Annotated in this window: 12 protein-coding genes and 1 pseudogene; 7 read left to right on the top strand and 6 right to left on the bottom strand. The window is 64.2% G+C overall.

All coding sequences use genetic code 11. The features are described from left to right. Window positions 1–36: 36 nt before the first annotated feature. Both GOSPT_RS00190 and GOSPT_RS00185 read right to left on the bottom strand, forming a co-directional pair. Complete coding sequence (locus GOSPT_RS00190) at window positions 37–1,047, bottom strand: acrylyl-CoA reductase family protein (RefSeq protein ID WP_005201775.1); 1,011 nt, start codon at window positions 1,045–1,047, stop codon at window positions 37–39. A gap of 43 nt (window positions 1,048–1,090) precedes the next feature. Further along, on the bottom strand, window positions 1,091–1,492 hold the full coding sequence (locus tag GOSPT_RS00185; protein ID WP_245548665.1) for an ArsR/SmtB family transcription factor: 402 nt from the start codon (window positions 1,490–1,492) through the stop codon (window positions 1,091–1,093). A 103-nt stretch (window positions 1,493–1,595) separates the two neighbouring features. Here GOSPT_RS00185 and GOSPT_RS00180 point away from each other — a divergent pair, with 103 nt between their 5' ends. Beyond that, window positions 1,596–3,059 carry an MFS transporter gene (locus tag GOSPT_RS00180; protein WP_005201771.1) on the top strand — a complete coding sequence of 488 codons (1,464 nt, stop codon included), beginning with the start codon at window positions 1,596–1,598 and terminating at the stop codon, window positions 3,057–3,059. 336 nt (window positions 3,060–3,395) lie between these two features. Here GOSPT_RS00180 and GOSPT_RS00175 read toward each other — a convergent pair whose 3' ends face one another. Both GOSPT_RS00175 and GOSPT_RS00170 read right to left on the bottom strand, forming a co-directional pair. Next, the gene (locus GOSPT_RS00175) at window positions 3,396–4,079 is read right to left on the bottom strand and encodes a type 1 glutamine amidotransferase domain-containing protein (RefSeq protein ID WP_005201770.1); all 684 of its coding nucleotides are present in this window, start codon (window positions 4,077–4,079) and stop codon (window positions 3,396–3,398) included. Window positions 4,080–4,139: 60 nt separating this feature from the next. Next, window positions 4,140–4,538, bottom strand: a complete 399-nt coding sequence (locus GOSPT_RS00170) for a hypothetical protein (RefSeq protein WP_005201769.1) — start codon at window positions 4,536–4,538, stop codon at window positions 4,140–4,142. 62 nt (window positions 4,539–4,600) lie between these two features. Between GOSPT_RS00170 and GOSPT_RS00165 the strand changes: the two genes are divergently transcribed. Continuing rightward, window positions 4,601–5,032, top strand: coding sequence for a MarR family winged helix-turn-helix transcriptional regulator (locus GOSPT_RS00165; protein WP_005201767.1), 432 nt, complete (start codon window positions 4,601–4,603; stop codon window positions 5,030–5,032). Window positions 5,033–5,042: 10 nt separating this feature from the next. Here the strand turns inward: GOSPT_RS00165 and GOSPT_RS00160 are convergent, their stop codons facing one another. Further along, window positions 5,043–6,413, bottom strand: a complete 1,371-nt coding sequence (locus GOSPT_RS00160; protein ID WP_005201765.1) for a CoA transferase — start codon at window positions 6,411–6,413, stop codon at window positions 5,043–5,045. Window positions 6,414–6,477: 64 nt separating this feature from the next. Here GOSPT_RS00160 and GOSPT_RS00155 point away from each other — a divergent pair, with 64 nt between their 5' ends. Then, complete coding sequence (locus tag GOSPT_RS00155) at window positions 6,478–7,188, top strand: IclR family transcriptional regulator (protein ID WP_005201763.1); 711 nt, start codon at window positions 6,478–6,480, stop codon at window positions 7,186–7,188. A 95-nt stretch (window positions 7,189–7,283) separates the two neighbouring features. Here the strand turns inward: GOSPT_RS00155 and GOSPT_RS00150 are convergent, their stop codons facing one another. Continuing rightward, window positions 7,284–7,772 (bottom strand): hypothetical protein, encoded by a 489-nt coding sequence (locus GOSPT_RS00150; protein ID WP_005201761.1) that lies wholly within the window; start codon window positions 7,770–7,772, stop codon window positions 7,284–7,286. A gap of 419 nt (window positions 7,773–8,191) precedes the next feature. Here GOSPT_RS00150 and GOSPT_RS00145 point away from each other — a divergent pair, with 419 nt between their 5' ends. From GOSPT_RS00145 to GOSPT_RS00130, 4 genes and pseudogenes are all read left to right on the top strand, one after another. After that, window positions 8,192–8,806 (top strand): TetR/AcrR family transcriptional regulator, encoded by a 615-nt coding sequence (locus GOSPT_RS00145; protein ID WP_235434417.1) that lies wholly within the window; start codon window positions 8,192–8,194, stop codon window positions 8,804–8,806. A gap of 125 nt (window positions 8,807–8,931) precedes the next feature. Further along, complete coding sequence (locus GOSPT_RS00140) at window positions 8,932–9,336, top strand: SCP2 sterol-binding domain-containing protein (protein WP_005201757.1); 405 nt, start codon at window positions 8,932–8,934, stop codon at window positions 9,334–9,336. A 27-nt stretch (window positions 9,337–9,363) separates the two neighbouring features. Further along, window positions 9,364–10,879: pseudogene (locus GOSPT_RS00135) on the top strand (aldehyde dehydrogenase family protein). Between the two features lies 1 nt (window position 10,880). After that, window positions 10,881–11,874: NAD(P)-dependent alcohol dehydrogenase (locus GOSPT_RS00130; RefSeq protein WP_039854102.1), on the top strand; the 994-nt coding region annotated here is incomplete at its 3' end.

The raw sequence follows: 11,874 nt of genomic DNA, 5'->3' as shown, positions 1-11,874 counted from the left end.
CGGCGGCGAAGACGAAGACCAGGGCGCCGCTGCGGCTCAGCTCTGAGCGCTGATACGCACCACGGTTCGTCCAGTTGTCTGGCCCGCCCGTATCTCGGCGAGCGCGCCGTCGAGATCGTCGACCTCGATCTCGGTGATGAGTCGATCGAGATGCGCTGGGCGCAAGTCGGTTTCGAGGCGCGCCCAGACCGATCGGCGAAGCTCGGGTCCGATCAACACCGAATCGATTCCGAGGAGCGCCACGCCGCGCAGGATGAAGGGCATGACGGTCGTGGGGAGGTCGGCGCCTCCGGTGAGACCGCTCGCGGCGACCGAGCCACTGTGGTTCATGGTCGACAACACGTAGGCGAGCGTCTTGCCGCCGACACAATCGACTGCGCCCGCCCACTGTGATTTACCGAGCGGACGAATCTTGGTGTCGTCATCGACGAGACGGCCGACTACCGATGTGGCGCCAAGATCGGTCAATAGTGCTGCGGCGTCGGACTTTCCGCTCGACGCGGTGACCGAGAACCCGAGTGCGCTGAGTAGATCGACACTCACCGAGCCGACACCGCCACTGGCTCCGGTGACCACCACGGGGCCGTCGTCGGGGGTCAGTCCGCGGTCGAGAAGTGCGACAACACTGAGTGCCGCGGTGAAGCCCGCCGTGCCGATGGCGGCGGCTTCGCGCGTCGAGAGTGTGTCGAGTCGTACGACCTGCGCGGCGGGCACCCGTGCATAGGCGGCATAACCGCCGTGTTGCGCGGTTCCGATCGGACCGCCATGTGCCACAACGCGATCGCCGGGGGCGAAGTCGAGTGTCGACGATGCGATCACCTCGCCGGCGAGGTCGATGCCCGGCACGATGGGGTAGTCGCGCACGACGCCGCCGCGCGGTGTGACGGCGAGTGCATCCTTGTAGTTGACGCCGGAGTAGTCGACGGCGATCGTCACCTCGCCATCGGGAAGCGCGGTGGCGTCGAGTTGCTCGCTCGCCAAGGTGATTTCGCCGTCGGACTCGCGGGCCATCAGGACGGTGAACTGATCGGGCAGGGTGCGCGTCATTGTGCTCCTCGGATCGTCATGGGTCGTCGAAATCCAGCGTAGGTCAGAGCAATCCTCCGATGTCGCCCGCGGCGAGCAGACAGATCAGCACCGGGACCAGATGCGTCGGGGCGATCCCGTGGTCGTTGCGACCGACTTTGGTGACGATCGACGCCGCGGTCAGGATCTTCAGACGGTTGTAGAGCTGACCCGATGTTCCGAAGTCGCCTGACTCCTGCAGATGTGCGACCGAGGCATTGCCGCGTGCGAGGATGCGCACGATCTCGACGCGCGCAGGATGGCCGAGCGCGGCGAACACGCTGGCAGTCGTCTCCGGCGCGAGATCGAGCGTCGCGTCGGCCGAATAGGCGATGTTCCAGGTGACGGGTCCGGTGAAGTCGACGCTGCCCGAGTAACCGAGCATTCCTGACCGGTCCTCGGCGGCCGAGTCCTGTTCGCTGTCCACGTGATCGGCCGTCAGGCACACGACAGGCGACGGCAGGGCCGTGTAAGCGCGGCTCCTTAACGTCAGTGTCAACAAATCCTGACTACTGATAGGAGGTGCTGTCATGGCAACCACCACTGATGTCGCGGCGCAGAACTCGTCGCGCACCTATACGTCGCTCGCCGCAGCAGCTATACCGCTCGCTGCGCTCTGTCTGGCCTTCTTCGTCGAGATGGTCGACAACACGCTGCTCTCGATTGCCCTGCCGACCATCGGTCGCGATCTCGGCAGTAGCACCACTGCGCTGCAGTGGATCACCGGTGCTTACTCGCTCACCTTCGGTGGGCTGCTGCTCACCGCGGGATCGATCGCGGACAGATTCGGTCGACGACGCGTCCTGATGATCGGGCTGGCCGCATTCGGGCTGCTCAGCCTGCTGGTCGTGTTCGTGAACTCGACCACCGAACTGATCGCCTTGCGAGCCGCTCTCGGCGTCGCCGCCGCGATGATGGCCCCGATCACCAACTCGCTGGTCTTCCGCCTCTTCGACGACCAGAAACTGCGGATGCGCGCGATGACCGTGATGATCGTCGTCGGCATGGCCGGATTCGTGCTCGGCCCGATCCTTGGCGGTTCCGCGCTTGCTCATGTGCGGTGGGAGTGGCTGCTCGTCGTCAATGCGCCGATCGCGCTCATCGCCGGTATCGGCATCTGGTTCGGCGTCGCGTCGGATCGTCGTGAAGACCTCACCGACTACAAGCTTGACATCCCCGGTGCGCTGCTGAGTATCGCGACGATCGGTCTCGCCTGCTGGTCGCTGACGAGCGGCGTCGACCACGGCTGGGCGTCGGCGATGACGCTGGCGTCGATCATCGGCGCGGTGGTCGCAGGCGCGGCATTCGTCTGGCATGAACGGCGAAGCGCCGCCCCGATGTTGAACCTCTCGCTGTTCCGCAACGGCACGGTGCGCGGTGCGACGATCGCCCAGGTCGGCAGCGCAATCGCGATGGCAAGCGTGATGTTCGGACTCATCCTGCACTTCCAGTACGCCTACGGCTGGAGCCCGATGAAGGCCGGACTGGCCAACCTGCCGATGATCGCGACGATGCTCCTCGCAACACCGCTGTCGGAGGCACTGATCACCCGCTTCGGTCACCGGATGACCTGCTTCATCGGCGCGATGGCGCTCGCGGTGGGCACTGCGGGTCTCGGCTGGGGTGTCACGCACGGATACCTCGCGATCGCGATCTTCATGGTCGTGATGACCTTCGGACTGCGGACGGTCATGACGATCTGTGCGATCGCGCTCGTCGACGCGATGCCCGAGAACCAGACGTCGATCGGCACCGCGCTCAACGACACGGCACAGGAGGTCGGCAGCAGCGTCGGCACGGCGATCGTCGGCACGATGCTCGCGACGCTCGTGGCGGCGCACCTACCGGAGGGGAAGTGGACCGCGGCCTTCACCGACACGTTCTTCCACGGGGAGAGCATCACGTATGTCGTGCTGGGGATCGTCGTCGGCGTGATCGCGGGCATCGGAGCCCTCACTCTGACCAACTCCCGCAACGCCGAGGAAGCTCACTAGGACGCGAGGACGCCAGCCGGCGCCAACAGTCAGAGGGGTTGGCGAGCGACTGAAAGCCGAAGGACTATCCAGAAGCTCAGGTTAGCCACCGGATTGCCAAGGCGATGACGACGATAGGCAACACCCCATCTCGCCGCCGCCAGAAACACCGCATCTACGCAGATGAGGGGGTGTTTCGCTGTCTGGGGTCAGTTGGCTGTCTCGGCTCTCCCGTTTTCAGTCATTTCTGAACGGTCCCGGCGAGCCGACCTGGGCTTTTGCCGCCGGGCAGCTCTGAAATCGACTGAAAACGGGAGCGCGGTTATCTCTGGAGGACTCCCGGTCGCTGTGGCGTGTTCAGAGGACCGAAACCACCTTCTGCGCAGTCTCTTTCGCTGATCCGGGATTCTGACCGGTGACCAGGCGGCCGTCGACGACGGTGTAGGAGACGAACGGCAGTTTCGCCTTGTGGTAGTTGGCGCCGCGACTGCGCATCTCCTCTTCGGCGTTGTACGGCACCAGCTTGTTGACTCGTGCGAGAACCTCTTCCTGCCAGGCGAATCCGGTGACGTCACGGCCGGCCACGAGTAGCGAGCCGTCGGACAGGGTGGTGTTGAGTAGTCCGCAGTAGCCGTGGCAGACCGATGCGACGACTCCGCCGCGTTCGAAGATCTCGCGCGTGATGCGTTGCAGCCCAACGCTGTCGGGGAAGTCGTACATCACCGCGTGGCCCCCGGTGAAGAAGATGGCGTCGAAGTCGGCGGAGTCGATGTCGCCGGGGGCCGCCGTGGTGTCGAGGAGCGCCATGCGGTCGGGGTCGGCGCGCCAGGCCTTCGCGGTCTTGTCGTAATTCGGAAACTTCAGCGACCGTGGTTCGAGCGGGGAGTGTCCACCGGCTGGGCTGATCAGAGTCTGCTCATAGCCGGCGTCATCGAAGATCTCCCACGCGTGAGTCAACTCGGACAACCACAGACCGGTGGCGTGCGACGGATCGTCGTAGTGGCTCACGTTGGTGACGACGTTGAGGATGCGAGTGACCATCGTGTGCGGCTTTCCGTCGGTGGTGTGTTGGTCCGACGGTAAGGGCATATGTAAGCAGTGTCAACCGGCGGTGGCCTGCGCGCGGGCCCGCTGTTGGATGAGCTCGAGAGTCCTGGCGGTGGCGTCGATGTCGGATGCGTCGATGTCGGCGGTGAGTTGGGCCGTTGCTGTGGTGACGGATTCGCGTGCGGCTGTGAGTTGGTCATTGCCGGAGCTGGTGAGTACGCCCGCGGCGTCGAGGATTCCGTTGTCGCGGAGTGTGATTCGTATGCGCTCGACAGATTCGACGGACCGCTGCAGGGTTGCCGCGATCGCAGCAAGAGGCGCACCGGCGAGGCTCATGTTCAGGTAGATCCACTCGTCTCGGCCGAGGGCCGGGAAGGGCGCGAGCGCGTGATCGAGGAGTGCGCCGAGCGCGCTCTCGGTGGAGCCGATGATCTGGGGCAGTGAGCGTGTCATGGTGACCTCCCGCGTGTACCGTTGGTGTGACCAACAGTAGCAGACCATTGGTGGTACCAACAGTGAGTGATTCTTCGACGCCGCATCGGTTAACCGACTTGCCGACGTGGCAGCTCTCGCGCGCCGCTGCGCGTTCGCATCAGGTGCTGCACGAGCGACTGCGCATCGCGGGCGTCACGGGCTATGAGTTTCGCGTGCTGGCGGTCGTGGCCGACCTCGGCCCGGTGAGTCAGACGGAACTCGGCCGTGCGGCAGAACTCGACCGTCGCGACGTAGCGGTGACGGTCCGCGACCTGGAGGCTCGGGGGATGGTCGAGCGAACGGCCGATCCAGCTCACCGGCAACGAAAGCTGGTGTCGCTGACTGCTTTGGGCGAACGCACGCTGGCTGACCTGGAACGAGTGATTGCGGCGGTTCAGCGTGAGGTGTTCGGCGCCTTGGACGACGCCGAGATGTCGACGCTGCTGGGGTACCTGTCCCGACTCGGTGGCTAATGCCGTGTGGTCACCACGCCAGTGGCGACGTGCCGAGGGGGCGCGCGGGTAGCGGTCGCGGCGTGGGCTTGCCGTCGAACATGATGGGGATGACCGGTTCGTCGATACGGCCGAACGGGCCGTCGACTGTAGTCAGCTCGATTGACCTTGTGCCCCAGTCGATGTCGGAGTCGGCGCCCGACGGACCGAGAGATTGCACCCAGGTGCACACGCGCGCGAGTCGCACGCGCACCCTCCATGAACCGCCCTCAGATTGTCGACGACGAAGCGTGGCAACGATTCCCGTCGCGCCGAGGTAAGCGGCCAGATAGTCGTTGAGGAGGTGTGTCGGGGGTAGTGTCGGCGGCCCGCCGCGTCCCTCTTCCAGGCTGAAACCGGTTGCTGAGCGGGCGAGTTGATCGAATCCGCCGCGATCTCCCCACGGTCCGTCCGAGCCCCAGCAGTGATATTCGACGACGATGATGCCCGGTCGCCGTCGTGCGAGGTGCTCGGCATCGAGGTCGTGGCGCTGTAGGCCGCGGTAGGCGTTCACGAAGACGTCGCCGTCGGCGATCAGATCGGTGAGTTCGGCCAACTGGTCTGGGTCGCGAACATCGCAGTAGGCGTTGCGTTTTCCGCCACCGGTGAGCGCTGGCATGGGGTGCGGGTCGACGAGGTCGGGTCGGGTGACGTGCACGACGTCGGCTCCGAAAGCGGCCAGCAGTTCGGTGCTCACCGGCCCGGCGATCACATGAGTCATGTCCACAACTCGAACGCCATTCAGCGGCGGCCATTCTCTTGGTGCGGTGAGGAATTCGTAGTCGGCGTCGTCGATGCGTTCCAGGTCGATGACCGGTCGTCGCGCGACGTCGATGCCTACCGGCGACGCGGCCCACTGTTCGGCGGTTCGTGCTGCGGCCGCAACGCCGCCCGCCGCAACCACGGCTTCTTCGAGGGCAACGGACTTCCATGCGAGAGCGGCCTGTGCAATGCGCTCCTTTGTCGGCGGGCAGTTCAGGACGGAGCACACGGCGTCGCGTTGGTGCGGAAAGGTGGTGATCAAGAACGTCCAGCCGTCGGCAGTGCGATAGAAGTCGTTGTTGCGCAGTGCTGTTGGGTCTTCTGCGACCGATCCGGTTGATTGACCGTTGATCGTCGTCAGGTATGCGGCACGCAGTTGGTCGACGGCGTCGGAGACACTCACGGACACTCGCGAGCTGTCACCCAGCGCTGCGATCTGGGCGCCGAACGCCGCGATCGCCGCTGCCGATGCGTCGCCGATTCGGTGGGGTGAAGGCGTGATCGGGTCGGTTCCGGTGATGCGCGTCGGACCGACGGCGGTTCCGGTGAGGGCGGTCAGACCGTCGACGATGTCGGAGACGCGCGGCGTGGTGGTTGGCATGTCTCCAATCTTCGCGTCGCGCTCGCACCGCCGGTGATTTTCCGAATATACGTAAGATGTCGGCGTGGGTGGACAACGCGCCGTCGTGCGAGCCGACCGGGTACTGGAAGAGGTCGCTCGCGCGTCGAAACCGTTGTCGCTGAGCGAGATTGCGCGCTCTGTGGACGCACCGGTGTCGTCGGCGTCGGATCTGCTTGATGACCTGGTGTCGTGTGGATACCTGGTTCGATCCGACCGCGGGTACCGTCTGGGTCCGCGGCTGATGACGTTGCGGCTGATCGCGGCCCATGCCGATGCGCCGCCGATCGACTCCGATGGGCTTGCGGCGCTGGCGGAGTACACAGGTCTGCCGGTAGCGCTTGCGGTGCTCGTCGGCTCCGACGTCGTGTATCTCGGGAGTGTCGGCGAGGTGTCGGAGTATGCAGAAGCGGTGGTCGGGGAGTACCGTCCGCGACCACTTCTTCGTACGGCGGCCGGGCGTACGTTCCTGGCTTTCGCCGACGACGGTGAGCGCGACCGGTTGTTGGCGGTGCACGCCGGACCGGCCGACGCCGTTGGTTTCCGTCGTGAGGTCGCCGGGATTCGACGTCGCGGCCATGCGATCAGCGACGGGCTCGCCGATCCCGAGATCCGCGCCGCGGGTGTTCCGGTGTTCGAGCGCGGGCTGTTGGTCGGCGTCGTCGTGGTGGTCGGTCGTCGAACCGGCACCGGGCGGGCCGTGGACAAGGCCGCGCGGCGGGCGCGGGAATGGCTTGATGGAGGCGTTGCCGGTTGATGGGGCTCGCTAGATTTGTGTCTTACGTAAGGATGTGGGTGCTGCAGCACCCAACTCTTTCGATTCGACACACATTTAGCCGCCGGTTGGCCGAGTTATCGGATGGTGAACACGTCTGAGCACTGCGAGGTGGCCGGTGTGGTCAGCAGTGCGCCCCGGTTGGTCGGCCGGAACTCGATGCGGACGCGGCCCGGGCCGGTGTTCACGCCCTCGAAGGTCTTCATCGTGCCACCGTCGGAGAGGCGTACACCGAGTTGGCCGCGCAACTGCCCGGTCTTGCCGGTGCCGAGGTTTCGCCAGCGGACGTCGATCAGGTTGGTATAGCCCCAGACCGACATGTTGGCGTCGATCCGGATGTCGGCGTAGCCGCTTCGGAGCGGATTTGATTGGGAGACAGAGATTCTCCCGGAGTAGGGCAGGTCGATCACGTTGGGACTGATGCCCGTACAGGGGGTGGTGGAGGTTTGGAATCCGCCGCCGGGACCGTTGTGAAAGATCGACGCCGAGGCGGTGCCCGCGGTGATCCCTGAGCCGATGATCGCGGTCGCCGCAGCCGCCGCGCCGAGCTTTCTGAGGTGTCCCATACTGATCTGTCGGGATCGGGGCGGGGTGTGTTAGCCGAGTTCGCAGAATGCGTGGCATTTCGTTACCGACGGCCGCGACCATCGGCTCGTCTGGTGCCGAGTGGTGCGGTAAAGACGAGGAGTGCGGTAAATGTGTGTCTTACGTAAGGATGTGGGCGCTGCAGCACACACATCCTTCGATACGACACACATCTGGCTGCGTCGTCGGATGGTGAACAGGTCTGAGACCCAGCGAGCCCCGATTGTTCGGGCGGAATTCGACGCTGACGCGGGCGCGACCTTGACGCGGCTGCCCGCGTGAGCGCGGGGGAGGGCAAACTGAGGTGGTGACGGAATCGGTTTCGACGAGTAAACGGCGCTCGACAGCGAATGCGCGTCCGAGCAGTCGCGACGAAATTCGAGACGCATTCACTCGCCACGTGGCGGAGTCGGGATACGACGGCACCAATTTCGGATCCATCGCCGACGAATTGGGCATCAGCAAGGGCACCATCGTCCACCACTTCGGCACCAAGGAACGGCTGTTTGCCGACGCCCACGAGCGCTACATGGAGAAGCGGCTCGTCGAGGCGCAAGACATTGTCGGGCGCCTCGACGCCGTCGAGGAGCGTCTGGCTGGTCTGGTCTGGGCGTTCACCATGTACCAGACCTACGGGCGAACGGAAACGGTCGCGTTCCAGCGTGAGATCGTGCGCTTCAACGACGCCCCGTCGATGCGACGATCCCGCGACCTACGCCACGAATACCGTGATCTCGTCAAGGCAATCCTCGATGAGGGGATGAGCACGGGGGTCTTCCACGACGGCAACTCGTCGATCCTGGCGCTGCAGATCTTTGGTGGTACGCAATGGATGTGGACGTGGTTCAACCCCGCCGGTTCGCAGTCCAACGACGACGTCGCCACCACGTATGTCCTGCTGATTCTTCGAGGCCTGATGCTGTCCAGCGAAGGCATCGATGCCTTGATCGATCCCGCCGGCCGGGTCCGTGCGGCGGTGTACGAGGTCCTCGACGGAGGCGCTACGCCCAGCTGAGAGCGGTTTTCTCATACCGGAAAGCGGCTGGATCGAGCCGTAGTGTGACTATTGACTGTACGTACGGTCAGTGAGATAGTCGTCACACATCGGGCGGCCGATCGCCGGTGAGAGAGGGATCTACGATGAGCTACTTCGCTGACGCATCCGAGGTGTACGAGTATCTCGGTGGCGTGTTCAAGCAGGCCGATGGTGTCGACGGCGTCGGGTCAACACTGCGGGCGGCCAATATTGTTCTCCGACTGGACTATTCGGCGCCCGATGCGTCGATCACCGTTGTCTTGAAGGAACCGGCTATCTCGGTCATTGAAGGCGACAGCGAGTTGACCCCGGATGTGCGGATGTCGATGTCCGCGGACAACGGCAACAAGTTCTGGCGCGGTGAGTACAACGTCGCAGTGGGACTCGCCAAGGGGCAGGTGAAGGCGAAGGGGCCGGTGTCGAAGATTCTCAAGCTCATCCCAGCCGCTAAGCCGGTGTTTCCGATCTATCGAGATCTGGTGTCGGTCAAGGACGCCGAGAACGCCTGACGGTTCTCGCGCGAGAGAGGAGCATTCGTGACCACATCGTTGCACTATGAGATGTACATCGACGGCGACTGGGTCGACTCGGCCGTCAGCACCGAAGTGATCAACCCGGCGTCGGATGAGTTGGTGGCGACCGTCGCATTCGGCAACGCCGACGACGCTGACCGCGCAGTTGCTTCGGCATTGCGGGCACACCGTGACGGCGAATGGCGGAACACGCCTCCGGAGGAACGTGCGAAGGTGATGTCGCGGTGGGTCGAGATCCTCAACGAGCGCATGGACGATCTCGTCGATCTGCATATTGCCGAGAACGGGGTGACTCGACGACAGGCAATGGCATTCCATGTCGGCTACGCGATTTCGCATCTGCAGTACTTTGCCGATCTCGCGGCGAGTTACGAATTCACCCGCAGCGGGCCGATGCTCGGCTATCCGACCGCCGCAGCAGGGATCGTTCGTCGGGAGCCGTTCGGGGTTGTCGCGGGCATCGTTCCGTGGAACTTCCCGATGCTGCTGGCGGTGTGGAAGTTCGGCCCCGCACTGGCGGCAGGCAACACGATCGTTCTGAAGCCGGATGAGAAGACGCCATTGACTCTCCTCGAGATGGCTCGCGCGGCCGACGACGCGGGCATCCCCGCGGGCGTCTTCAACGTCGTGACCGGGCCGGGCGAGGTGGTCGGAGCGCGATTGGCCGCTCATCCTGACGTCCGCAAGGTTGCCTTCACAGGCTCAACTGCGGTGGGCCGCACCATCACCGAGCTCTCGGCCGTGAACATCAAGAAGGTGACCCTCGAACTCGGCGGCAAGGGTGCAAACATCATCCTGCCTGACGCCGATCTCTCGCAGGCGGTTGACGCGGCTCTCTTCGCCTTCTGTCTCTACCAGGGACAGGCATGTGAATCAGGTACACGCCTGCTGCTGCCGGAATCGTTGCACGACGAATTCGTCGCACGGCTCGTCGAACGCGCGGCCGCCATTCGTGTAGGTGATCCAGACGACTTCGATACCGATATGGGACCGATCATCTCGGCCGAACAACGTCAACGCATCGAGCACTACGTCGAATTGGGTACGAAGGAAGGCGCAACACTGGCTTTCGGTGGCGCGCGCCTGAGCGGCGGAGTGTTTGATTCCGGAAACTGGTTCGGCCCAACTATTTTCACCGACGTCGACAATTGGATGACGATCGCGCAGGAGGAGATCTTCGGTCCCGTTCTCGTCGTCATCAAGTATCGAAGCGTGGCCGAAGCGGTCGCGATCGCCAACGACAGCGAGCGAGTACGGACTGTCTGCCGGGGCCTGGAGCGAGGATATCGACGCGGCTCTCGACGTCGCGGCACAGATCGAATCGGGCACGGTGTGGATCAACGACTGGCACATGGTGAATGCGTTGTATCCGTTCGGCGGCTACAAGCAGAGCGGCAACGGACGCGAGCTCGGACCACATGCCCTCGACGAGTACACCGAGGAGAAGTTCGTTCACGTCGATCTCGCCCGTCGGATCGAGAACAAGGTGTACGACCTCGTCGTACCGAGAGAGGACTGAGATGTCGACGACACCGAGCTCCGGTCGGATGCGTGCCGCAGTCTTTGCGGAAGTCGGTGAAGAACCGTCCATCGAAGAGGTCTACCCGACCGATCTGGAATCCGACGAGGTTCTCGTCTCCATTGCGGGCGTTGGCATCTGCCACACCGACCTCACCGCGATCAACGGAACTGTCCCGCTGCCAACCCCTTTCGTTGTGGGACATGAAGGTGCGGGAGTGGTCGAGGCCGTCGGACGCGGAGTGACCGAATTGGGGGTCGGCGACCACGTGGTGCTCACCTTCGACCACTGCCGCGAGTGCGCCAGTTGTCGATCAGGACACCCGGCGTACTGCGAGCTGTTTGCCGCGCTCAACTACTTCGGTACCCGTCTCGACGGGACGCCGACACTGCACAGTGGCGAACGGGAAGTCCATGGAAGTTGGTTCGGACAATCCTCTTTCGCGACTCACGCTGTCGCAAGTACACGGAATGCGGTAAAGGTCGACGACCGACTGCCCATCGAAATCCTTGGACCACTCGGGTGTGGTTTGCTCACCGGTGCGGGCGCGGTGCTCAACGTGCATCGGCCCAGTGAAGGGCAGAGCATCGGCGTATGGGGGATCGGGACGGTTGGGTTGGCAGCGGTCATGGCTGCGAAGGCTGCAGGATGTGATCCGATCATCGCCGTCGACCCGAATGCCGAACGTCTGGCGGTCGCACGGAAGCTCGGGGCCACGCATACGTTCGACCCCACGGCGGTCAGCGATCTCGTGTGGGAGATCCTGCAACTGACGGGCGGACTCGACTACACGATCGATGCGGTTGGATCGGGAGTCGTTGTGCGCCAGGCTCTCGAATCGCTGCGGTCGCCCGGCGCGTGTGCCACGCTCGGTCTGCACAAGCTCGAGAACGAGATCACCGTCGATCAAGGACATCTGCTGCTCGGACGCACGCTGACGGGTGTGATCGAGGGCGATGCGGACCCGCACCGGTTCATCCCTGAGCTCATCGCGC

The organism is Gordonia sputi NBRC 100414 (genome assembly GCF_000248055.1).
Taxonomy (GTDB): Bacteria; Actinomycetota; Actinomycetes; order Mycobacteriales; family Mycobacteriaceae; genus Gordonia; species Gordonia sputi.
Note: the sequence above shows the minus strand (reverse complement) of the source record. Positions and strands in the feature narration are given on the sequence as shown.

Bases quoted from the DNA above. Each gene is read 5' to 3' on its own strand.
- GOSPT_RS00160 (WP_005201765.1), bottom strand. From the start codon at position 6,413: ATGCCAACCACCACGCCGCGCGTCTCCGACATCGTCGACGGTCTGACC.
- GOSPT_RS00175 (WP_005201770.1), bottom strand. From the start codon at position 4,079: ATGGTCACTCGCATCCTCAACGTCGTCACCAACGTGAGCCACTACGAC.
- GOSPT_RS00140 (WP_005201757.1), top strand. From the start codon at position 8,932: ATGAGCTACTTCGCTGACGCATCCGAGGTGTACGAGTATCTCGGTGGC.
- GOSPT_RS00170 (WP_005201769.1), bottom strand. From the start codon at position 4,538: ATGACACGCTCACTGCCCCAGATCATCGGCTCCACCGAGAGCGCGCTC.
- GOSPT_RS00150 (WP_005201761.1), bottom strand. From the start codon at position 7,772: ATGGGACACCTCAGAAAGCTCGGCGCGGCGGCTGCGGCGACCGCGATC.
- GOSPT_RS00180 (WP_005201771.1), top strand. From the start codon at position 1,596: ATGGCAACCACCACTGATGTCGCGGCGCAGAACTCGTCGCGCACCTAT.
- GOSPT_RS00190 (WP_005201775.1), bottom strand. From the start codon at position 1,047: ATGACGCGCACCCTGCCCGATCAGTTCACCGTCCTGATGGCCCGCGAG.